The sequence below is a fragment of the Exiguobacterium sp. RIT341 genome (genome assembly GCF_000632205.1).
Taxonomy (GTDB): Bacteria; Bacillota; Bacilli; order Exiguobacteriales; family Exiguobacteriaceae; genus Exiguobacterium_A.
In genome coordinates, this window is the sequence record NZ_JFYW01000008.1 from 175,307 (window position 1) to 197,296 (window position 21,990).

Consider the following 21,990-nt stretch of genomic DNA (forward strand, 5'->3'; position numbering starts at 1 on the left):
GAATATCTACTAGGAGGAAAGATACTTTGAACACGACATCATTCTCGAAGACCTTGAAGGTGTTCGCAAGCTTTCTCATCGTTTTTAGCATCGTTTTGACATCTCTTCCGATGGCTGAAGCAGCAACGACGAAAGTGACGACCTACCGTCTGTCTACCGATAGTTATCTGTACGATAAGACGGCATCTTCTCGGAAACGCTTGTTGACGATCAAGACCGGAACTGTCGTTTCATCCACGTATGCTTCTGGCTCGTTCAGAAGGGTCACATATGCTGGAAAAACGGGATATGTCGCGTCGAAATACCTCACGCTGTATGAAAAGAAACAAACCGTTTCAGGACAGCGCTACCTCGTCCTCAAAAAGACACCGATCAAAAAGACAGCAGTAGATACTGCAACGACGATCGGCACGTTGAACGAAGAGGATGTGTACTACACGTCACAACGTGTGACGAATCCATATGGCGAGACATGGTACCGCGTCAAATATGACGGCAAGACAGGCTATGTCGCAGCTGGCGCAAAAGCGGTCGCGTATAAAAAGGTGACGAACACGACGTTAAAAACGATCGATGCTTACATCTTGCGTCAGTACGCCGGAACAGGTTATCCCAAAGTTCAGACCATTCCATCTGGAAAAGACGTCAAAGTCGTCGGTCGGATCGAAAAATGGGTCAGTATCCAGTACGACGGGAAGACAGGCTACATGCATCAAGATGCGTTCGCCTCTTCTGAAAAGCAAAATGTGACATTAATTCCACAAACACGGTATCAGACGAAAAGTGTGACACCACTTTACAGTCAAGCCGAGGCAAAACAAAGTCTAGCGAGTCTACCAAAAGGTACGGTCGTCACCTCGAATGCTAAGACGGCAATCTATCACCAAGTCACATATGCCGGAAAGACAGGGTATGTCTTATCCGCTACGTTGGCAGAATACACAGAAAAAACAAAGCTTCCATCTTCACGCTTCTTGTTGACATCACCACTCGTCATCAAAACGACACCTGCTGCGAATGGAGAAGCACTTGCGACACTGAGTGCCGGAAACGTCTATTATACGAAAACACGTGTGACGAATCCGCTCGGCGAAACATGGCATCAAGTATCGAAGGAAGGTAAAATCGGATTCGTACCAGCCAATCAAGGGACAGCGATTGCATACGAAACTGAATCAAACCTCTCTTTAAAAACGACGGCATCGACGGCGATTCGTTCGTATGCTGGTCCATCGTATGCAACAGTACAAACGATTCCGAGCAATACCGTCATCAAAATTTCTGGACGGATCGGGAATTGGTACCGTGTCAGTTATAACGGTAAAACGGGATATGCCGCATCAAACACGTTTACGACACTTGCGACGAAACAAACGATTTCAGGCGCCCGCTTCGAACTGGAAAACACGGTTTCCATCAAATCTTCACCCGACGCACAAGCATCGACACTTGCAACACTGCAGAGCGGTGACATCTATTACACGACACAGCTCGTCACGTCAAACGGACAGCAATGGCATCGTGTCAGTAAGGATGGAAAGACGGGCTACATTCCTGTCAACCAAGGCAAGAGTGTGCAGTACCAATCGGACCGGATCGTCATGCAGACGACGGCTTCGACTCCACTTCGCTCGTATGCCGGAAACACTTACGCGACCGTTAAAACGATTCCTTCTGGTACAAGCATCACCGTCACTGGAATGATCGATGACTGGTATCGCGTGACGTACAGCGGGAAGACGGGTTATATCGCTTCACGTTACGCCAAGGAAAAAGTCATGACGCAATCGATTCCTTCTTCTTATTATCGCCTTGAACGTACCGTCGAAGTGAAAGCATCGCACCATGCGACAGCAGAAACCGTCGTTCGCCTTTCTTCTGGAGACGTCTACACGACGAATCAAGTCGTCACGAATGGTCATTCCGAGCAATGGCATCGCCTGACAGTCGATGGGAAGACCGGCTACGTTCAAATCAATCAAGGTTCACCGGTCACCTATGAGAGCGTTAATAACCACCGCTATCAAGCAACGACGGATACGACACTCCAGTCGGATGCCGGTTCAGCCTATGCGACAGTGACGAAGCTACCAAAAGCAGCCGTCGTTCAAGTAACAGGCAGTCTCGATCAGTGGTTAAAGATCAGCTACGCTGGGAAAAATGGCTATGTCTTAAAATCAACACTGACACCGTATACCGAAACGAAAAAGATCACAGGTGCACGCTTCTTGGCGAATGAATCGCTCGTCGTCAAACAAGCACCGGACGATCAAGCATCGAATGTCACGACACTCGCGTTCGGAAATGTCTATTACACTTCTGCTTTGATCACGTCGTACACGAACACGTCATGGCATAAAGTAACGATCGACGGGAAAACGGGTTATATCCGTACCGGACAAAATACGTCATCGATCAAATATGAATCAAAGGACAAAATGTATGTACGGGCAACATCAGACGCTGCCTTACGGTCTTACGTTGGTAGCTCCTATAATGTCATCAAGACGATTCCGAAAAACCTCGTCGTTACTGTCTCCGGTCAAATCGGTGATTGGTATAAGATTTCTTATGATGGAAAAAGTGGGTACGCGTATAAGGGGGCGTTCGTGACGACTTCTTCGAAATTAAACGTCTATAACTCTGTCGCGACACCGTATACGTTCGATACCTTCATCAGCGCCCAGATGAAACTAAATCCACCACCACAAACGGATATCTATAAAGATAAATTGATGTATGTCAGTACGGGTTACGTCCGTCTCGGCGGCGCACTTGATCCAGTCAATGGAACAATTGCGACTGTCACAGCGACGACACCACTTAACATCCGCTCTGGTGCTTCGACGGCGAGTCACGTCTACGGTCAGTTCCAACCTGGTCGAATGATTCGCGTCTATCAATCAGTCAGTGGCTTCTATACGACAAAGCCACGTGTCTACACGAGTGCGACAAGTGGTTACTCAACGATCCAATGGTTGAATGCACTGGAAACGGACGTCCGTGATGTTGCCGATCCACTGAAAGTCGACCGCAACTCTTCTGCCTTCTATCAGTTCCTCGATCTCTCGAAAACGACAGGAGCATCGGCTGCGACACTTGATAAGATGTTAGCGAACGTAACGAAAGGACTCGGGATCTTCAACAAGTGTAGCAACGGTAGTTGTGGACAAGCGTTCATCGATGCTGGTCAAAAATACAGCGTCAACGAAGCTTACTTGATCTCACACGCTTTACTTGAGACAGGCAATGGACAATCGACACTCGCAATGGGTGTGACATGGAATGGACGTAAAGTCTATAACATGTATGGAATCGGTGCGTATGATTATGATGCGATTAACACCGGCGCTGCTTATGCCTATAAAATGGGCTGGTTTACACCAGAAGCGGCAATCGTCGGTGGTGCTGAATTCATCAGCACGAAGTACATCCATAATGAATACGGACAAAACACGCTCTACAAGATGCGTTGGAGTCCGATGCGTCCTGGTAGCCATCAATACGCAACAGACATGGGATGGGCCGTTAAGCAAACGTCTCGGATCTATTCACTCTATCAACAGATGGATAGCTACACAGCTGTCTTTGATATTCCAGTCTTCGCTCGTTAAGGAGACGATGAACCAACGTCTTTAAATCAATGAATGTGTTCCAACATCAAAAAAAGGAAAGACCGTTCTGGTGATCCCACCGGAACGGTCTTTCCTTTTTCATTAGTAGCGAACGAGCAGGATCATCCTCAACTCCTGCAGGAAAAGAAAGCGCGCTCGACGCTTTCGACAGGGATAGGTAAGACCCGGTAGACCGCATGAAATGCGAGGATGTCGCAGCTTACCTCCCGCCTGCGGAAAGGGAGGATGACCAACTGACTCGTTCGTCTTATGAAACGATAGACTGATGATGGTGCGAAGAAAACCCCTGCATTTACGCGGAAGGGCTCCCCTAGCGTTCCATGTCATCGGCGACGATTTGGATATCGATTCCGCGGACATGACGCATGATTTCATTGATGATCGATCCGCGTCGGATTTCCTGCCAGCGGGTCCGCGCGGATTGACCGAGGACGATTTGCGTGATGCGATGATGTTTGGCAGCGGCGGTAATCGCTTGAGCAATCGAACGTTCGCCTTGAATCCGGATCAGCACTTCTGCTCCGAACAAGGCACCACTCTCTCGCACCATCACAAGCACTTCCTTCTGTTTCGCATTCAATTGATTTTCCGCTGCCGGTAAAATCGTCAGAACATACAGTTCCGCCTTTAATCGACTTGCCATGCGAAATCCGCGATAGATCAACTTTCGCGCGTTATCATTAAGCTGGATGCAGACAAGAATCCGTTCTTGTAACGTCGCTGGGTCTTTTTCAATCAACAAACGTGATTGATAGACTTGATCGTCGACTTCGTCCGCGACTTGTCGTAACGATAACTCCCGTAAGCTCGCGAGATTCTGAAGCGAGAAAAACGAATTCAGACTCTGTTCAATCTTTTCTTTCTTGTAGATTTTCCCTTGCTCGAGTCTCTCCCGTAACGTTTGCGGCGTCACGTCGACGAGTAAGATCTCATCGGCCTCTCCTAGAAATGGATCCGGGATTCGCTCCCGGACCTCGACACCTGTCACTTCTTTGACTTTAAAGAGTAAGCTTTCGAAGTGCTGGATGTTGACGGCCGAGTAAACGTTGATCCCGGCGTCAAGGAGTGCCGCGACATCTTGATAGCGTTTTTTCCGTTCTGATCCGGGAGCATTCGTATGCGCCAGTTCATCGATCAGGACAATATCCGGGTGACGGGCAATGATCGCGTCCACGTTCACCTCAGGAAACACTTTCTCTTTATAGACAACTTCAAGTAACGGGACTTGTTCGAGCTGTCCGACCATCTCCGCCGTCTCTTTTCGACCGTGCGTCTCGATCAGACCGATGACGACATCCTTGCCTTCAAGCGTCAAGGTTCGTGCATCGGCAAGCATCTTATACGTTTTTCCGACACCGGGAGCTGAGCCGATATAAAGCTTCAGCTTTCCCCGTGTCATGATTTGCTCCGATCAAGTGCTAGGTTCAAAAGGAGGACATTGACGTAATCATGCGTCCCGGCTTCTTTCGTGATTAGCTTGCGTACCTCGTCACGCGATAGGTCGCGTGCGGTTGCGATACGCTTCGCTTGATCCAAAGCATAAGCGACTGAGATGTGCGGATCGAAACCAGAACCGGATGTCACGAGGGCATCGTCCGGAAGCGAAGCGCCGTCCTCTCGATTCTGTTTCTGAAATGCCGCTATCTTCGTACCAAGCTCCGGGTTCGATGCTGCCAAGTTATCCCCAGCAGATGATCCCGCTAATTGATCGACCGCTGATGGACGTCCGTGAAAATACTGTTTCGACGTGAACGGTTGGGCAATCAATTCCGATCCAATGAATTTTCCGTTTTCCTGTACGAGTGAACCGGCTGCTTTATCCGGTACGAGAATCTGACCGAACAGCGTCAACAAGGCGGGAAAGACGATCCCGCATAATGCTGTGATGAAGATCGTCACACGAATGGCTTGTTTCATGATTCGTTTTCTCCTTAAAGGATGCTTGCAAGCAAGACATCGATGATTTTAATCCCAATGAACGGTACGATGACACCACCAAGACCGTAGATGAGTAAGTTACGCCCGAGCAATTGATCGGCTGTCATCGGTTTATACGAGACACCTTTCATCGCGAGCGGGATCAGCATCGGGATGATGATTGCGTTAAAGATTAGAGCCGACAAAATTGCTGTCGTCGGGGAATCGAGTCGCATGATGTTGAGTACTTCCATCTGCGGAATCGCGACCATGAACATCGCCGGGATGATCGCAAAATATTTTGCTACATCGTTTGCGATCGAGAACGTCGTCAACGCTCCCCGTGTCATCAAGAGCTGCTTTCCGATTTCGACGACTTCGATGATCTTCGTTGGGTTCGAATCAAGATCAATCATGTTCGCTGCTTCTTTCGCAGCTTGTGTCCCACTGTTCATCGCTAGACCTACGTCCGCTTGAGCGAGTGCTGGTGCATCATTCGTACCGTCCCCTGTCATGGCGACGAGGTGACCAGCTGCTTGTTCTTGCTGAATGACACGAATTTTATCTTCCGGTTTACATTCTGCGACGAAGTCATCAACGCCTGCTTCGCGAGCGATCGTTGCTGCCGTCAACGGGTTGTCGCCGGTACACATGATCGTTTTGATCCCCATCTCACGCAACCGATCAAACCGTTCCCGCATTCCTGGTTTGACGGTGTCTTTCAAGTAAATGACTCCAAGAATCGTCGCATCCATCGCAACGACAAGTGGGGTTCCACCTAAGCGTGAGACGGAATCGATCGTTTCTTGCAAATCATTCGGAATCGTTCCACCTTGTTCTGTCACCCATTCTTGGATCGCTTGTCCCGCTCCTTTCCGTACCCGGCGACCATCCGTCAAATCAAGACCTGACATCCGTGTTTCCGCGCGAAACGGAATGATTTCTGCGCCATCTAACCACTGGCGCTCGACTGGCATGTCTCGTAGTTCTGCGAGTTCTAAGACGGATCGTCCTTCCGGTGTCTCATCGGCTAAAGAAGCGATGATCGCCCCTTCGAATGCTTGCTCGACAGAGCGTCCACCGACCGGCGTGATCTCTGACGCCATCCGGTTCCCGAACGTGATCGTTCCCGTTTTATCTAAGATGATCGTTTGGATATCCCCTGCTGCTTCGACCGCCTTCCCGCTCATCGCGATGACGTTAAAACGGGTGACACGGTCCATCCCGGCGATGCCGATCGCGGACAGCAAGCCACCGATCGTCGTCGGAATCAAACAGACGAGCAAGGCGATCAAGATTGGACCAGAAAGATTGAATCCAAGATAGTTCGTAAAGACTGGTAACGTCATGACGACGAGTAAGAAAATCAATGTCAAGCTCGTCAACAGTGTTGATAAAGCGAGCTCGTTCGGTGTCTTTTGACGGCTTGCTCCTTCGACAAGCGCAATCATCTGATCGAGGAACGATTCCCCTGGATTACTCGTGATTCGGACTTCAATCTCATCACTAACGACGAGTGTTCCACCGATGACCGACGAGAAATCACCGCCCGCTTCCTTGATGACTGGTGCCGATTCCCCTGTGATCGCCGATTCATCAATCGAAGCAAGACCTTTGATGATCTCACCGTCACCTGGTACATATTCACCGGCCCGGACGAAGACGATGTCGCCTTTCCGGAGTGTCGTGGACGAGACACTCTCAATCAATTGTCCGACACGTTTACGTGCCATGACGTCCGCTTTCGACGCTTTTAGCGAGTCTGCTTGTGCTTTCCCGCGTCCTTCGGCGATCGATTCTGCGAAGTTCGCGAACAAGACCGTCAAGAAGAGGATGATGCTGACCGTCAAGTTAAAACCACGCATCTCATCAATGAAGATCGTATAGCCGATTGCGAGCAAACAACCGATCCAGACGACGAACATGATTGGTTGTTTGATCATGTTGACGGGATTCATTTTTTTAAAGGCGTCCATTGTCGCCTGGCGGACAATCGAGCCGTTGATTGCTGATTTGGATTGGTGTTCCGGCTGCCCATTCGGTTGGTGTTCGTCGGACGTCGGATGCATGATACGTTCCATCATATGCTTTTATCTCCTGTTCACATCGTCAGCCAGTCCGCGACCGGTCCAAGTACGAGCACTGGCAAGAATGTCAATGCACCGACGAGTACGACCGTACCGAGGAAGACTGTTCCGAAGAGTAGTGTGTCTGTTTTGAATGAGAACTCATCTTGCGGCACGGATGGCTTCGCCTTCAGCGAACCAACGATCGCAAGCATTAAAATCAATGGGATGTAACGTCCGAAAAATAACGCAAACGATGTCGAGACGTTCCAGTAGACATTCGCGTCCCCGAGCCCTTCAAATCCGGAACCATTATTGGCTGTCGCTGACGTGAATTCGTACAAGACTTGTGATAGCCCGTGATAGCCTGGATTCGAGATGCCAGCGACGCCTGGTGCGACGTACATCGAGATTGCCGTTCCGACGAGAATCAAGAAAGGAGGCACAAGAAGTGCGATAGCGATCATCTTCACTTCGAACGTCTCGATTTTCTTACCAAGGAACGTTGGTGTCCGACCGATCAAGAGACCTGTCAGGAAGACTGCGACAAAAGCATAAAGCAAGACATTCAAGAATCCAGCGCCGGCACCGCCGTACACGACGTTCAGCATCATGTTTCCGAGCTGGATCAAACCAGCAAGCGGATGGAGTGAGTCATGCATCGCGTTGACGGCACCCGTCTCGGCTGCTGTCGTAATCGAGCTGTAGAGCGCTGTACCGACTTGACCGAAGCGTAATTCCTGACCGTGCGCGGTCGGGTTCGCAAATAAGCTACCTGCCATGCCGAACGTCATCATGACGAACAAAATCGTCATGACGCCAAGGAAAAGACGTCCTTGTTTCGCAGAACCGATGATTTTTCCATACGCGACAGGAAGTGACATCGGAATCAATAACATTAAGAACATCTGGATGAAGTTAACGAACTGGTTCGGGTTCTCAAACGGATGGGCACCGTTTGCTCCGAAGAAACCACCGCCGTTGTTACCAAGCTGTTTGATGACCTCAAACGCTGCGACCGGTCCACGGTAAATCAACTGCTTCGCCCCTTCAAGCGTCGTGACGCTGATTGCGCCACTAAACGTCTGTGGTACGCCGAGTAAAATCATCAACATCCCGAAGAACAATGAAATCGGAAGCAGGATGCGGAAGATGAAGCGAACGAAGTCGGCGTAGAAGTTACCGAGCGGTTTATTCGCAAGACCACGGATGACAGCGATACAGACCGTGAATGCCATCGTCGGTGCAACGAATAACATCGTTCCAAGGACGAACGTTTGTGAGAGATACGATAAAGCTTCACCCGAATAGTGTTGTTGATCGGTGTTCGTCATGAAGCTGATCGTCGTATGGAGCGCTGTCGACCAGTCAAGATTAGCGGCGCCGTTCGGATTGAGCGGTAGACTTCCTTGAAAGCGAAGCAACAAATACCCACCGATGAAAAACAGTAGATTGACGACTAATAGACTTTTTGAATAGCCGACCCACGATTGATCTTGTTTCTTTTCATCGACACCGAGTAACGATAGAAGGCGTCGTTCGACCTTACCGATTGTATCGACCCGACGCTCTGCGATCGGCGCAAAGTACATCCCGATGTAGCGACCGAGCAAGACCGCTGCACAAAGTGCAATGACGAGTAGGATCCAAAATTGGATCAGGAATTGAGTCCACATGTTTTTCTTTTCTCCCTATGCGATTAGAATTTTTCTGGATAGATCAGACAATAACCGAGATACAAAAAGACGAGACATCCCATTGCTAGTAAAAACCACGTCATTTCCGGTCACCCGCTCTCCACTGGACACGTTCGATCAGTCGAATCATTCCGAACGTCGTACCGAAGAAGAAGACGAGCAGTACGATACTCCATAGTTCTCCCATTATGAAATTACCCCCATATTATTCAATATTTTTACAATTAAGCACGACAAAAAGACGATGTGAGGCGAAAAACGGCCCCAGCATCGCCTTTATAACTTGGCATACTGAAAAAGAGTCGTTCCCTCCTAAAAACGCCTGCGAGGTTAGCTGTCGGATTCGGGCATACCTAGGATTTCGCCCTACCTTTCCCGTTCGGAAAGGATTCACCCCGTGTCACATGTCGTGACGATTGGGTCCCCCGCTTCAATCATGAATTCGGCGTACTTTGAGATCGAAGCATTAACATGTTAGTGTTCGTTGATGAGATGGATATTACTCCGATTTTTTAAGGTTGTAAATAGAAAAAATGAAAAAAAAATAGTCTGATTTTTTAATGACTTACTTTCGAAAAATAGTGTTTTTTGACTCTATGCTATAGAAGAAAAAAAACCACAGAAATCGATTCTTTCATCTAAAGTGGAGGAGCTCCTTTTTAGATCGAATCGCTCTGCGGTTTCATAAGCAAATCAGAATTATGATTGCTGATTCATTTTGGCATGGACCGTCAAAGGAGCTAGCATCGTCACCCATAGGGCAACCACTCCAGAAACAAGAATCACAATATCGCGTTCGAATCCAAGCGTCAGTAAGGTAATACAACTTCCGACGAGGACGAGACAAAGCGTCGCGATCATGACGAACCGCGATTGTTTCAACATTTTTCTCATGTGGCATCTCTCCTTTCCTTCCATATTCCTTTTCATCGTAACAAAGATTGACATCAAATGCGTCGTTGATACTTGATTGTGATGTTTCTGTCATCACGCAAGTAATGATAGCAGACGACAGGAAAACGGATTTGTTACACTAGAGAAGTACTTAAAAAGGGGGAATTGATATGTTACAAGATCATTCATTTCAACGCGTCGACGGAACGTCGGCATCCTTAAGTGACTACCCAGCTCAAGCATGGCTGATCGTCAATACAGCCAGTAAATGCGGCTTGACGCCACAGTTCGAAGGACTCGAGCAATTGCATCAAGACTATCGTTCGCAAGGATTGACCGTACTTGGTTTCCCATGTAATCAGTTCGCGAACCAAGACCCCGGAACGGACGAGGAGATTCAGTCGTTCTGCCAAGTCAACTACGGCGTGACGTTCCCCGTCTTCTCAAAAATCGATGTCAACGGTGAGCAAGCACATCCGTTATTCGAAGAACTGAAAGCACAAGCACCGACGACGGACGGTACAACAGACATCGAGTGGAATTTCACGAAATTCCTCGTGACTCGTGATGGAGAAGTGACGCGGTTCTCTCCAAAAACGAATCCAACGGATTTGACGGCAGCGATCGAACGATTGCTCGTTCAAGTCTAAAAGGTAAGCTTCCCTCCTTCTCCCTTGAAGGAACGGAAGCTTATTTTTATGTTGTCCCCGGCTCAAGGTGACGACTGATCATCTCTTCCGCCAATCGTTTGACATCATCGATATTGCGCATTTCCGTGAACGGATGCCCCCAGACGATCAGCTCTTCGATTTCTTCAATCGGTTGCGTCGTGTATCGTGTACCATCGGCGACGAACTCTTGCGCAATCGTCGATTCAAAGGCAGCATACTTTAGGAGCCACGGTTTCTCACTCAAGATTTTGTGGGCATGCTTCACCTGCTTGAACGTCACATCGCCGACGAGGACGACGGGATCGAATCGTTCATGGAGAGGATGCGTATATTGAACAGAGATCAGTAATCCATGTTGGTTCGTTTTTTCCTGTTGTCGGACATACGTCCGCGTCAGGAAATGTGGAACGAGTGACTCAGCACTCTCTTTCGTCTGATGGATGCTCAAACCATGTTCCGTTTGGACGACATCCGGTAGGACTGGTTCGTATCCACGGTTCGCTAATTGTTGATCGAGCTCTTTGAATAACAGCAAAGTATGTTCGACAAGCGCTCGGACTTGGCGAAACGATAATTGGATCGATTGATTGATCATAGGATGACCTACTTTCTCTAAAAGTATGGCAATATACAGTTATTTACCCAAACTTTTCCGACTTCATCCCTGTTTCAGTGAAAGTTCCTCGAGCCATTTACGTGTTTGCTCCTGTAGGCGCGTTTTCGTCTGTTCCGGGTCGAGTGTGATCGGCTGATCGACATGAATCGATCGACAATCAAGTGCCTGCGGGATGTTTTCTTCGACGATTCCTGCAAGGATCAGACAAGGAACGCCAGCTGTTCTCGCCATCCGCGTGACCTCACCTGGCAACTTACCGATTTGGCTTTGACGGTCGACCCGTCCTTCCCCTGTCCAGACATAATCCGCTTGTTGCATCCGCTCTGCTACACGAAGGTGTTGCAAGATCGTCGATGCGCCCGGAACGATCCGTCCACCAAGCGCATACACGGCTCCACCGAGTCCGCCGGCTGCCCCTGCTCCTTTGACGCCCTCTAATCCAAGTAACTTTCCGATCTGTTCGAGTCGTTGATCGAGTTTTGTGATGTCATCCGCAAGTAGCCCTTTTTGTGGACCAAACAGATAAGCCGGACCATCTAGACCATGATAGGGAGCTGTCACATCTACGAGGGCTTCCAGCTGAACCGGATACGTTGAACAATGAATGGTCTGCGTCTCAAGTAATGGATTCGTATGGAACAAAATCGGCTTACCCGAGGCATCTTGAAGACGACAACCGACTTCCGCGAGTAATCCAAGTCCCCCATCCGTCGTACCTGTCCCCCCTAACGCCAGTCGGATACTTGTTATTCCTTGATCGCGTAACTGTTCCATCAAACGCCCGACACCACGCGTATTCACTCGAACAGGATTATCTCCGCTTTGTCGCATCGGCAGTCCACAAATACGCGCGACTTCGATGACGGCGTCTGAATCTTTTACGGCATACTGTACTTCACACGGACGACCTGCTAGATCAATCGTCATGATCGTCTTTTCCTCATATCCAAGCGCGAGATAGACTTCAAGCGTTCCTTCCCCACCGTCCGCGACAGGTGAGGAATCGATGATCGCGGTTGGATCATGTGCCAGTATTCCAGACGTGACGGCTTCTGCTGCCTCCTTCGAAGAAATACTACCTTTGAACGCATCCATTAAAATCAAGTGACGTTCCATCTGTAAGCTCTCCCTTCAAAAATCTCATATCAAGTTTTGATTGCGTTTCCAATTAATGTTACGATGATACTAATTTCAAATTACCATTCCCTTATCTGACATTTCATTTTACATACACAGGAGGTCTTATCCCATGGAACGCTGTTCGTTATGCGGAACACCACTTCGTCAACACGATACGACTTGTTCGCATTGCCAACATCCTGTTATCAAGAAAGAACAACTCGCCGAACCACCCACTTCGTCCACTTCACGGACTTGGCTCATCAGTACCTGCCTTTTGCTCTTTCTCGTCGGAGGAGCCGGTTTCCTGTGGTATTCGCTACAAGATCCCGTTTCCCCTGAAGCGGGTCCGACACCTAGTGTCGAAGCACTCGCGCTTTCGGAATGGTCCGATGAACAAACAGCGTACAATCAAACGTACTCGAAAGACCGTCCTCCAACGTCCTATGATGTCCTTCGCTTCGTCCGTCAATATACTCGGACGATCCCGGAGCTTGCGACATTCTCGAAGAAATACGATTCCATCGAGACGTTTTCTGCGATCCAGTTCACGACTTTGAACGTCTTTGAATCAGAGTTCAAGCATCTCCATCGTATAACGAATGCCGTTGATGCCCCTGTCGCTCCAAGTGTTCTCGCCGTGACATTCCAAAAATTCACGTCAAAGGGAGTTACGTATCATTTACGTACACAAGAAACGTACCAAATTGCGACAGCAAACGGTTCAGAGCCTGTGACGTATCGCGTCCATTATCGTCTGAAAGTGCATACGGATCATCTTCAAATCATTGATGTTAATCGAACGGAGGTGACTTCATGAAACGAGTGCTCCTTTGTCTGCCTCTTTGTCTTCTGATGGCGTGTTCGCCAGAAACATCTAGGATTCAAGAACAGCTCGAGCAGCAAACCTACACCCGTGCCGTCGAACGATCGGAACAAGATATCGATGAACCGGCTGCTCAGCTGATGGTTCAGCTTGAACGACAGCTTGCTGGTTATCAACTGCGTGATGTCTTAAAAACAGCGGAAGCAATCGAACGTCTTCAACTCACAACAGATCATCCTGTTCGAAAAAGGGCAGAAGCCATTGCCATCAGTGCAAAAGAGATGTTGAAGCAAGTCAAACAGTTCGAAGGTACGTATGAAGTCGAACGAAGTATACTCGAAGACGAGCCGTTCGATGGAACCGGACGTATTCATGTGTCTTTTGACGAGCAGGACACATTCATCGCGATGATTCGCTTTGAGCAGTTCGGTCTCCCGGACGCACTGCGAAACGACGAAGAGATCATTCGTTTTGAACCGGATTTCTCTGCTCGTATCAACTTATCCGAAGGACAAGTCAGTTACCGCTTCGCCCGCTCGACACTTCGTGTGACGTTCGAAGGACCGAGTGGTAAGCGAATCTATCAACTCAAACAACTATCAAAGAAGTAAACGCTAAAATGCCGCTCCACTCTGAGAGAATCTCCTCGAGTGAAGCGGCATTTTTGACGATTCCTACTCAACGCGCAGCTTGAACGTGTTCATACACCTGTTGGCATAATTCATGTGTCGCGAGGCTATCAGACGCTACGACCGATTCGGAATGTTCCCCTTTGATCGTCCGAAGGAACGCGTCTAACATATCGACGAACCCGCGTCGCTTTAACGTCGCTTCCCAGTTATCGAGCGGATACCGGAGCGTTCCTTGCTTCGTCAATTGATCGAGTGTCGTCACGTCGGTTGCGACCCGTTTTTCCTCCGGTCCCATCACTTCGACGCGTTCTTCCGTCATACCGTTATCGCGGTTCATGACACCGATTGCCGTGATGCCGTTTGAGACGAATTGAATCGTCACGTGATGTAGCCCGCTTTCGTCTTGCTTACTCTTGACGTGTAAGTCTTCAATCTCACCACGTCCCGTCAAAAAGCGAAGCGTGTCCGCGACATGGATGAAATCATCGAACAGAAATGGCTTGGCGTCTTCGATGAACGACGTCCGATTCTTTTGCATGAGGACGAGATTCGGATCGTTCACTTCAAGTAAGCGCTGGTGTGCTGACGCAAAGCGACGATTGAATCCCGTGATGAACGGTAACTGCTTCTCTTCCGATAGACGAGTCAGTTCACGAATTTCTTCAATTTCCATCGAGACTGGTTTATCAACGTAGACGGCGATTCCTGCTTCTAGCGCTTGTCGCGCTTGCTCGGCATGGACGACGGTCGCTGAATGGATCATGACCGCGTCGATTCCTTCTTGTACAGCATCAGTAAACGTCGCGTATGTCCCCGCAAAGCGATAGTCTGCTTGCAATCGTTTTGCTTTCTCTTCATCTCGTGAAATCAAATATACCTCGATATCAGATCGTTCAGCATAGACCGGTAAATAGGCTTTTTGAGCGATATCCCCTAAGCCAATGACGGCTAATTTCATATGAACTCCTCCTTTTCCACTGTTGCTTACATTCCCTATGATACGTTAATTGACACGAAAAGATGAGAAACAGCCCTTTACAGGCATCAAATTCCTTTTTTTGAAAAGAAGTGAATTTCCTTTTTTTGTTTTATGATAAAACCATATTTGAACAAGGAGGGAATGAGTTTTTATGAAGCGCTTGCTCCGTACTAGTCTTACGCTCTTATTATTGTTCGCTTTGTGTCTTCCCGCCATTCCGGCTCAGGCAGCCAGTTACCAAGTCGTCGTCACTTCGACGATTGGAGCGAACATCCGCTCGAAGCCGAGTACCGCCTCGTCCGCAACGATTGTAAGACGTGCTGCGTACAAGGCAAAATTCACAGCCGTCTCGTATACGAATGGCTGGTACAAGATCAAGGACGGAGGTACATATCGTTATCTATCGAACCAGGTCGCTCAAAAAGTATCAAGTAGTTCAGTGAAGACGTACAAAATCGTCGTCTACTCGAAAGCTGGAGCGAACGTCCGAACATCCCCAAGCACGGCATCGTCAAAGAATATCAAGCGACTCGCACCTTACAACTCGAAGTTCAATGCGGTTTCGTATTCGAACGGTTGGTATAAGGTCAAAGGTACGACCAATTACTACTATGTGTCGAACCAAGTTGCTAGAAAAGTGACGACGAGCAGTCCAAAACCATCGAGTGGTAGTTATCCTGTTGCGTCGATGCGGTATTTTAAGCTTGGATCGTCAAGTTATCAATTGACGAAAGAAAGTTTCGTTCGCCGTTACCCAGCGAGTACAACGAAACTATTGACGGGGATCGTCGCTTATGACGAAGCAGCGCGTAAAGGCACACTCGATCAAACGTTCACCCTGACGTCTGCGATGTTATCTGTCCCTGCTGGCAGTAGCGTAGCGGGTTTCCGTGTTGGCGACAAAGTGACGATGCGCCAACTCTTGAACGGGATGCTGATCCGCTCTGGCAACGATGCAGCAAAAGCGATCGCCGTCCGGACAGCAGGTTCTGAATCGAAGTTCGTCTCGTACATGAATAACCGCGCCCGTTCAATCGGAATGAGTGCGAGCCATTTCATGAACCCACACGGCTTCTATCATCCAAGTCATTACACGACAGCTGCTGATATGCAAAAACTCGCGAATACATATGCGAAGTACAGCGCCTTGATGACGATCAGCGGACGCAAATCGTATCAGACGACCGTTAAAGGACCGTATGCACGGACATTGACGTGGTATCATACGAATACGTCGCTTCCAGGAGATACACGTGTTTATGCGAGCAAGACTGGTTACACACCGGAATCTGGCTACACACGCGTCTTCTTCATCAAAAAAGGATCGACACGATATGGTCTCGTCACACTGAAAGGAACGTTGTCCCAAACCGAGACGACACTTCGCTCCGTCTTAAATCAATAATCGACTCATCAACAGTCTGGTTTTCCGTTTCGGGAGCCAGACTGTTTTCTTTTTCCTTCAAATTATACTTGCGCTGAAAACGAATTCATCTTAGAGTTGAAATTAGAATCAGACGTCTGACGTCTTAATGAAGGAGAGTTTTTACGTGGGAAATGTCAGTTTATTATTTGGGGGCGTTGCGCTCTTTTTAAATAGTTTGACCTTGTTCGGAAAAGTCGATCTCCGTAGCGCTGGTGTCTTCAGTCTCATCACGGGTCTACTGCAAACGTTCATCGCAACGTATCTTGTCATCGGTGCTGCAGGTGATCCGGCATTGACGTTCGGGTACGCGAGTATTTATTTGTTTGCCTTTACGTATGTTTATGTCGGGATCACGTTCTTATTTAACCTCGACGGAAGCGGTGTCGGTTGGTTTTCCTTGTTCGTTGCGATCGCCGCTTTGTTTTATGCATTTGTCAGCTTCACGACAGCAGACATCATCGGCGGGGTGACATGGTTGTTCTGGGTATTGCTCTGGAGCCTGTTTTTCCTCGGGATGGGAATGAATCGTCCGATTGACGCGATTACTGCCCGCGTCGCTCTCGTCTTGAGTTGGTTGACGTTGATCGTACCGGCACTGATCGGTCTTCGATTCGGCTACTTTAGTACGGCATATCAATGGTTATGGAGCGTTGCTGCCGTTCTGACTGTTGTCTATTTCCTCTATACGATGATGAAATTCTCGATGCTTCGGACGATCCGCTCGTCGTGACATGCTAATCGATTCATCAAAAAAGATGTCTATTTCCAGTTATGAATCGGAGATGGGCATCTTTTTTGATTGATGGAGAACGCTATCGTTCATCCGCGACTCCTACAGGAAAAGAAAGTGCCATCGGTACTTTCGTCAGGGATGAATCAGACCCGGCAAACAGCATGAAATGTTGGTTGCCGCGGCTGATTTCCCGCCTGAGGAAAGCGCGGATGAGAGTAGCGTTCGTTTCGTTATCAATCAGTCCTGATATCGCAATTTCCTCTCCATTCCAATCATTTGAGCGCTTCCTGCAGTTGAGCTTGAACTTCTTTTAACGACTTATCCGTCGGATGCCAGTAATAGATGCCGTCCGATTCGATGCCTCCTGATCCGTAAAGCGACAAGGTCTTGACGTTGCGTAAGGCATCCCGGTAGTCCGTCGCGACCGTCCGGGCAACGGAAAACGGTACGTTCGTCTTGACGTTTTTCCCGAGGGCATCGAGGATAGCGTTGAAACGACGAATCGAGAAGTCTTCTGTCATCTTATCGGCGACTGCCTGAACGACTTGCCGTTGGCGGATTTGTCGTCCGAAGTCCCCACGTGGATCATCGTGCCGCATACGGGCATAGGCGAGTGCTTCCTTCCCGTTCAGTAATAGTTCTCCTTTTGGGAACTGCATCTCATAGTACGAAAAATTGATATCGTTCTTGACTCTGACCCCATCCACCGCATTGACGAGATCCGTAAAGCCCGCTAGATTGATCTCAGCGAAATAGTCGATCTGGATCTTTAACAGATGACTGACCGTATCAAGCGCCATCTGTGGACCACCGAAGGCATAGGCATGGTTGATTTTATCATTCGAACCATTGCCGATGATGTCTGTCTTTAAGTCGCGCGGAATGCTGATCATCTGACTGGTATTCGTTTTCGGATCAATCGTCACGACGATGATCGTATCACTCCGTCCTGTCTCATTTTTTCGTTGATCGACGCCGAGTAAGAGAAACGAGAGTCCTTTTTTCTGCTCGACGGTTTTTTCCGTCTCAACGCTTGCTTTGACCGGTATCTGGACTTCTTCGAGTGTCTGACTCGCTTTATGATACACATATCCGCCTGAACCGAAGAGAAGGAGCAGGCAAATCCCCGTAAGTGTCAGTACGATCCATTTCCATTTCTTCATCACCCATTCTCCTTTTCTTCAATTTCAATTCAGGACGGTCGTTGTGCTTCGAGTACCAGTAAAGCATTGCGCCAGCTACCGAACAAGGCAGTGATGACTCCGATGCTTGGCGCATCACGTCCGATACTGAACCGTTGATAACTTGCGATCGTCAGATGCTCCGTTTCTTGTGCGGCTTCAGCAAGTACGTCGAGCACTTCTTCTTCCCGCCAGCGTTTACGCGGGAATTCGATGCCGATGATTTCAAGTGCGTTTGACCAAGAGCCGTACCGGCGGGCAATCGTTGCGACGGTCGGACGATTTTGACCAGCCGCCCACTTCGTGTAGGTCTGACTCGTCAAGACCGGCAAGACCCCTTGCGCTTCCAGTAATGACTCGATGATCCGTTGTTCCATTTCCTGGACGCGTTCCTTTAAGATATCCGCTTCTGACAATGCCTGCTGCCACGAGTTGAATTGATGGACGATATCCGTCAGGCTTGGTGCTTGTTTCTGTTGTGCCCATTCGCGGTACGTCGCACTCGTGAAAGGATGGAGTTCCTCCCGTGCCTGACGCAAGGCGTCAATGATTTCCGATTTCGTGAACGTCAAGCGGGCATGCCCGATGCCTGCTCGTTCCAAGGCGATTTGCCACGATCCAAACAGCATCAGGATTTCCGCGACGCTTGGATGAGTGGTGTGGAGTTGCCAGCGGAAATAGGTATTGGCTGTCAATTCATTCTTCCCGTTCGCAGCGAGACGGAGTGCGTGGATCGCTTCCTCCATATCGCGCATGACGATGTCCCCTTCCCATATATTCATGACTGGACGTTCCGGCGTACGGTCGTCTGTAAAGCATGACGAACGTTTCGGATGACGACGGCTTGTTCAGTGAACGTCATTTGTGAAGCAGACGGAAGACAGATACCGTCTTCAAACAAGCGACGGCTGACGTCAACCCCTTCTGCTGTGACGAATGGTACGTCGCGATAGACGGGTTGTAAGTGCATCGGTTTCCAGACCGGGCGAGACTCGGCATTCGCTTGTTGCAGTGTCTGAATCATCGCATCGCGTTGCGCTTGACCACCCGGTAAAAGAAAGGCACTGAGCCAGCGGTTGGCGAACGTTCCAGGCTGCTCGACTTGCGACGTGACGCCGTCCGTGGCAAAGGCACGGTCGTAGCGATCAAAAATTTTCCGCCGTGCATCGACGCGTTGATCGAGAACCTCAAGCTGTCCCCGTCCGATCCCAGCAGCGACATTACTCATTCGGTAATTGTAGCCGACTTCCGTATGCTCATAATGCAAGACCTGCTGTCGCGCCTGTGTTCCGAGATAAAAGGCACGTTCGATCAGAGCCGGATCATTTGCGACGAGCATCCCGCCGCCTGACGTCGTGATGATTTTGTTGCCATTGAACGAATAGATACCGAACGTTCCGAACGTTCCGGTCATCCGCCCGTTGACACGAGTCCCGAGTGATTCTGCAGCATCCTCGATCAACGGAACATCGTACTCTTCACAGATCGCAGCAATCTCCTCGATTTGCGCGGCGACACCGTACAGATGAACGACGATGACAGCCTTCGGAAGTCGACCACGCGTTGCCGCCTGGATCAAGGCCCGACGGAGTGCGACGGGCGACATGTTCCAGGTCTCTTCTTCCGAGTCGATCAATACAGGTCGCGCTCCGACATACCGAATCGGATTCGTCGAAGCAATGAACGTCAAGGACTGACAGATGACATCATCCCCCGTCGTGACACCAAGTGTCGCGAGCGCCAGATGAATCGCTGCTGTCCCACTGCTCGTCGCAAGCGTTGCACCAGCACCCGTGTACGCTTGCATATCTCGTTCAAAGGCATCGACATTTGGTCCAAGAGGGGCGACCCAGTTCGTCTCGAGTGCCTCGTTGACGTAACGGGCTTCTTGACCACTTAAATGCGGGATGGAGAGTGGGATGTGTTTCATGATGTTTCCTCCCTTCGAGATGACAGATGACGAATCGGTGTTCGGTAGAGCGGGAACCAGTGACCCATTTGAGTTTCCGGATGTTGTCGTTCGAATTGTCGCGTTAGACGCTCATAGATCGTGGCATCCAGAATCGACGTACCGAGTCCAAAAAACGTTTGATTCGCACTAAAGGATCGTTTGTAGGCAAGCAAGCTATCCGTATTCGATCGTGTCGTGCCTCCACCGAGATGAAGCGCTTGAAAACCGGCTTGTTTTGCCCAACGAATCATCTCCGCGAATAATAGGTGGTTGGGTCGAAGTGCTAACGACGCGGGATCGGAAGCACCGAGATGATAATGCGCGAACTGGCGACCGGTCAAGACGATACATCCGGCGATGATCCGTCCGTCATGTTCAGCAAGCAACAGGACATTTTTGATTCGTCCGTCCGCGAAGTGATCGAAGTAGGTCTGATCAAAGTAATACCGGGCATCGGCTTGATGTTTGTCCATCGTCATCTGATAGAGACGCGCGAAGTCCCGGTATTCTTCCGGGCGTCCCAGACGAATCGTGACGCCTTCGCGACGCGCCTTCCGGATGTTGCGTCGCGTCATTTGCGAAAAGTCGCTTTCGATCATCTCGAACGGGTCCGTTAGTTCCAGTGTCACGGTCGGCTGCAGGATCTCCGTTTGATGGCACCAGTATTGACCCAGTTCTTGATTGTGCAAGAGTGGATGGAAGCGAACCGTCTCTGTGACGATTCCCGTCTCATTGCAATAGCGTTCGAATCGCTCGCGCGCTTCGCGAATCTGATCGAGTGACCAGATGCCTTTGAAGGAAGGACCACCGTAGCCGTAAGGTGTCGTGATATCTTCAAAGAGTGTGCCTGGAATCCGTCGCCGCAAGTACGGATAGATCAACGTCCCAAACTCCGTCGGATAATAAAATAACTCAGGAATCTCGTCGTGTTCCTTCGCGAGTTCGAAGTAAGCATGTTCGTAGTAACAATCGAGCTGATAGGTCGCAACGAGTGCATCCCATTCGCGCGGATCCCGGATCAACCGTTCATCGCTTAACGACATCATGGGGAACACCTCCGTCGAGACCCTTGAACTCACCCATTCCAGTCTGATGAGCCGTCGAGTTCCCCTCTGACGAGATGACCATCTTGAACGTCTTGAACAAGATATAGAGATCGAGTCGGAATGTCTGATTCGCTGCGTACCATTGATCTTGCTCGAGTCGTTGTTGCCACGTCGTCGCGTTCCGTCCATGAATCTGCGCCCAGCCCGTCAGACCAGGAAGGACATCATGCCGTGTCATCTGCTCCTTCGTATAGTGGTTCAAGTAACTGACGAGTAACGGACGCGGCCCGACGAAGCTCATCTGTCCGCGAAGAATGTTAAAGAACTGCGGAATCTCATCAAGGCTTAAGCGACGAATCCACTCGAGTGATGCGGGAATCCGGTCTGCATCCGGGAGAAGTTTTCCCTCAGTATCCATTTCGTTCGTCATCGTGCGGAATTTGTAGATTTTGAACAACTCCCCCTTGTAACCTGGGCGGACTTGATTGAAGAAAATCGGACGACCGAGCTTCGTATAGATGACTAAGGCGACGAGGGCGTAGACGGGAATCAGGATGAGGATAGCGATAAGACTAACCGTGAAGTCGAATGTGCGTTTCAT

20 protein-coding genes and 1 riboswitch are annotated in these 21,990 nt (G+C 49.4%); of the genes, 6 read left to right on the forward strand and 14 right to left on the reverse strand.

All coding sequences use genetic code 11. The annotated features are described in order from the left end of the window. The first annotated feature begins 26 nt into the window (after positions 1 to 26). On the forward strand, positions 27 to 3,614 hold the full coding sequence (locus BW42_RS09855) for an SH3 domain-containing protein (protein WP_035410339.1): 3,588 nt from the start codon (positions 27 to 29) through the stop codon (positions 3,612 to 3,614). A gap of 331 nt (positions 3,615 to 3,945) precedes the next feature. Here BW42_RS09855 and BW42_RS09860 read toward each other — a convergent pair whose 3' ends face one another. The 6 genes from BW42_RS09860 to BW42_RS09880 form a co-directional block, all read right to left on the reverse strand. Continuing rightward, complete coding sequence (locus BW42_RS09860) at positions 3,946 to 5,034, reverse strand: universal stress protein (protein WP_035410341.1); 1,089 nt, start codon at positions 5,032 to 5,034, stop codon at positions 3,946 to 3,948. Then, positions 5,031 to 5,552: a K(+)-transporting ATPase subunit C gene (gene kdpC / locus BW42_RS09865; RefSeq protein ID WP_035410343.1), complete on the reverse strand. Its 522-nt coding sequence runs from the start codon at positions 5,550 to 5,552 to the stop codon at positions 5,031 to 5,033. Before kdpC ends, BW42_RS09860 begins: the two co-directional genes overlap by 4 nt. Before the next feature lie 14 nt (positions 5,553 to 5,566). Then, the gene (gene kdpB, locus BW42_RS09870) at positions 5,567 to 7,636 is read right to left on the reverse strand and encodes a potassium-transporting ATPase subunit KdpB (protein ID WP_369792032.1); all 2,070 of its coding nucleotides are present in this window, start codon (positions 7,634 to 7,636) and stop codon (positions 5,567 to 5,569) included. Between the two features lie 17 nt (positions 7,637 to 7,653). Further along, a complete protein-coding gene (kdpA, locus tag BW42_RS09875; protein WP_035410345.1) occupies positions 7,654 to 9,294 on the reverse strand; it encodes a potassium-transporting ATPase subunit KdpA in 1,641 nt (546 codons plus the stop codon). A gap of 23 nt (positions 9,295 to 9,317) precedes the next feature. After that, positions 9,318 to 9,398 (reverse strand): potassium-transporting ATPase subunit F, encoded by an 81-nt coding sequence (locus BW42_RS16695; protein ID WP_081780413.1) that lies wholly within the window; start codon positions 9,396 to 9,398, stop codon positions 9,318 to 9,320. Positions 9,399 to 9,619: 221 nt separating this feature from the next. Beyond that, positions 9,620 to 9,773, reverse strand: a riboswitch (cyclic di-AMP (ydaO/yuaA leader). Between the two features lie 241 nt (positions 9,774 to 10,014). Further along, on the reverse strand, positions 10,015 to 10,209 hold the full coding sequence (locus BW42_RS09880) for a hypothetical protein (protein ID WP_023469379.1): 195 nt from the start codon (positions 10,207 to 10,209) through the stop codon (positions 10,015 to 10,017). Positions 10,210 to 10,379: 170 nt separating this feature from the next. On the opposite strand from BW42_RS09880, the gene BW42_RS09885 reads away from it, so the two are divergent. After that, entirely contained in the window at positions 10,380 to 10,859 is a 480-nt protein-coding gene (locus BW42_RS09885; protein WP_035410348.1) for a glutathione peroxidase, read from the forward strand. 46 nt (positions 10,860 to 10,905) lie between these two features. Here the strand turns inward: BW42_RS09885 and BW42_RS09890 are convergent, their stop codons facing one another. Both BW42_RS09890 and BW42_RS09895 read right to left on the reverse strand, forming a co-directional pair. Next, the gene (locus tag BW42_RS09890; RefSeq protein WP_035410350.1) at positions 10,906 to 11,475 is read right to left on the reverse strand and encodes a hypothetical protein; all 570 of its coding nucleotides are present in this window, start codon (positions 11,473 to 11,475) and stop codon (positions 10,906 to 10,908) included. Between the two features lie 63 nt (positions 11,476 to 11,538). Then, on the reverse strand, positions 11,539 to 12,612 hold the full coding sequence (locus BW42_RS09895) for a glycerate kinase (RefSeq protein WP_052019108.1): 1,074 nt from the start codon (positions 12,610 to 12,612) through the stop codon (positions 11,539 to 11,541). A gap of 133 nt (positions 12,613 to 12,745) precedes the next feature. Here BW42_RS09895 and BW42_RS09900 point away from each other — a divergent pair, with 133 nt between their 5' ends. Continuing rightward, positions 12,746 to 13,435: a hypothetical protein gene (locus BW42_RS09900; protein ID WP_035410353.1), complete on the forward strand. Its 690-nt coding sequence runs from the start codon at positions 12,746 to 12,748 to the stop codon at positions 13,433 to 13,435. After that, the gene (locus tag BW42_RS09905) at positions 13,432 to 14,052 is read left to right on the forward strand and encodes a hypothetical protein (RefSeq protein WP_035410356.1); all 621 of its coding nucleotides are present in this window, start codon (positions 13,432 to 13,434) and stop codon (positions 14,050 to 14,052) included. The genes BW42_RS09900 and BW42_RS09905 overlap by 4 nt, the downstream gene beginning before the upstream one ends. A gap of 67 nt (positions 14,053 to 14,119) precedes the next feature. Here BW42_RS09905 and BW42_RS09910 read toward each other — a convergent pair whose 3' ends face one another. Continuing rightward, complete coding sequence (locus BW42_RS09910; RefSeq protein WP_035410358.1) at positions 14,120 to 15,031, reverse strand: Gfo/Idh/MocA family protein; 912 nt, start codon at positions 15,029 to 15,031, stop codon at positions 14,120 to 14,122. Positions 15,032 to 15,203: 172 nt separating this feature from the next. Here BW42_RS09910 and BW42_RS09915 point away from each other — a divergent pair, with 172 nt between their 5' ends. Together BW42_RS09915 and BW42_RS09920 are read left to right on the forward strand one after the other, a co-directional pair. After that, complete coding sequence (locus BW42_RS09915) at positions 15,204 to 16,457, forward strand: SH3 domain-containing protein (protein ID WP_035410361.1); 1,254 nt, start codon at positions 15,204 to 15,206, stop codon at positions 16,455 to 16,457. Positions 16,458 to 16,602: 145 nt separating this feature from the next. Further along, positions 16,603 to 17,208, forward strand: a complete 606-nt coding sequence (locus BW42_RS09920) for an AmiS/UreI family transporter (protein WP_035410364.1) — start codon at positions 16,603 to 16,605, stop codon at positions 17,206 to 17,208. 275 nt (positions 17,209 to 17,483) lie between these two features. Here BW42_RS09920 and BW42_RS09925 read toward each other — a convergent pair whose 3' ends face one another. The 5 genes from BW42_RS09925 to BW42_RS09945 are packed head-to-tail and all read right to left on the reverse strand — an operon-like array spanning position 17,484 to position 21,990. Continuing rightward, the gene (locus tag BW42_RS09925; RefSeq protein ID WP_035410368.1) at positions 17,484 to 18,374 is read right to left on the reverse strand and encodes an LCP family protein; all 891 of its coding nucleotides are present in this window, start codon (positions 18,372 to 18,374) and stop codon (positions 17,484 to 17,486) included. Positions 18,375 to 18,403: 29 nt separating this feature from the next. Beyond that, the gene (locus BW42_RS09930) at positions 18,404 to 19,147 is read right to left on the reverse strand and encodes a hypothetical protein (RefSeq protein WP_035410371.1); all 744 of its coding nucleotides are present in this window, start codon (positions 19,145 to 19,147) and stop codon (positions 18,404 to 18,406) included. 23 nt (positions 19,148 to 19,170) lie between these two features. Next, positions 19,171 to 20,322, reverse strand: coding sequence for an aminotransferase class I/II-fold pyridoxal phosphate-dependent enzyme (locus BW42_RS09935; RefSeq protein WP_035410374.1), 1,152 nt, complete (start codon positions 20,320 to 20,322; stop codon positions 19,171 to 19,173). Next, complete coding sequence (locus BW42_RS09940; RefSeq protein WP_035410377.1) at positions 20,319 to 21,389, reverse strand: GNAT family N-acetyltransferase; 1,071 nt, start codon at positions 21,387 to 21,389, stop codon at positions 20,319 to 20,321. Before BW42_RS09940 ends, BW42_RS09935 begins: the two co-directional genes overlap by 4 nt. Then, complete coding sequence (locus tag BW42_RS09945; RefSeq protein ID WP_035410380.1) at positions 21,370 to 21,990, reverse strand: sugar transferase; 621 nt, start codon at positions 21,988 to 21,990, stop codon at positions 21,370 to 21,372. The genes BW42_RS09940 and BW42_RS09945 overlap by 20 nt, the downstream gene beginning before the upstream one ends.

Bases quoted from the DNA above. Each gene is read 5' to 3' on its own strand.
- BW42_RS09860 (WP_035410341.1), bottom strand. From the start codon at position 5,034: ATGACACGGGGAAAGCTGAAGCTTTATATCGGCTCAGCTCCCGGTGTC.
- kdpC (WP_035410343.1), bottom strand. From the start codon at position 5,552: ATGAAACAAGCCATTCGTGTGACGATCTTCATCACAGCATTATGCGGG.
- kdpB (WP_369792032.1), bottom strand. From the start codon at position 7,636: ATGATGGAACGTATCATGCATCCGACGTCCGACGAACACCAACCGAAT.
- kdpA (WP_035410345.1), bottom strand. From the start codon at position 9,294: ATGTGGACTCAATTCCTGATCCAATTTTGGATCCTACTCGTCATTGCA.
- BW42_RS16695 (WP_081780413.1), bottom strand. From the start codon at position 9,398: ATGACGTGGTTTTTACTAGCAATGGGATGTCTCGTCTTTTTGTATCTC.
- BW42_RS09880 (WP_023469379.1), bottom strand. From the start codon at position 10,209: ATGAGAAAAATGTTGAAACAATCGCGGTTCGTCATGATCGCGACGCTT.
- BW42_RS09885 (WP_035410348.1), top strand. From the start codon at position 10,380: ATGTTACAAGATCATTCATTTCAACGCGTCGACGGAACGTCGGCATCC.
- BW42_RS09890 (WP_035410350.1), bottom strand. From the start codon at position 11,475: ATGATCAATCAATCGATCCAATTATCGTTTCGCCAAGTCCGAGCGCTT.
- BW42_RS09895 (WP_052019108.1), bottom strand. From the start codon at position 12,612: ATGGAACGTCACTTGATTTTAATGGATGCGTTCAAAGGTAGTATTTCT.
- BW42_RS09900 (WP_035410353.1), top strand. From the start codon at position 12,746: ATGGAACGCTGTTCGTTATGCGGAACACCACTTCGTCAACACGATACG.
- BW42_RS09905 (WP_035410356.1), top strand. From the start codon at position 13,432: ATGAAACGAGTGCTCCTTTGTCTGCCTCTTTGTCTTCTGATGGCGTGT.
- BW42_RS09910 (WP_035410358.1), bottom strand. From the start codon at position 15,031: ATGAAATTAGCCGTCATTGGCTTAGGGGATATCGCTCAAAAAGCCTAT.
- BW42_RS09915 (WP_035410361.1), top strand. From the start codon at position 15,204: ATGAAGCGCTTGCTCCGTACTAGTCTTACGCTCTTATTATTGTTCGCT.
- BW42_RS09925 (WP_035410368.1), bottom strand. From the start codon at position 18,374: ATGAAGAAATGGAAATGGATCGTACTGACACTTACGGGGATTTGCCTG.
- BW42_RS09930 (WP_035410371.1), bottom strand. From the start codon at position 19,147: ATGCGCGATATGGAGGAAGCGATCCACGCACTCCGTCTCGCTGCGAAC.
- BW42_RS09935 (WP_035410374.1), bottom strand. From the start codon at position 20,322: ATGAAACACATCCCACTCTCCATCCCGCATTTAAGTGGTCAAGAAGCC.
- BW42_RS09940 (WP_035410377.1), bottom strand. From the start codon at position 21,389: ATGATGTCGTTAAGCGATGAACGGTTGATCCGGGATCCGCGCGAATGG.
- BW42_RS09945 (WP_035410380.1), bottom strand. From the start codon at position 21,990: ATGAAACGCACATTCGACTTCACGGTTAGTCTTATCGCTATCCTCATC.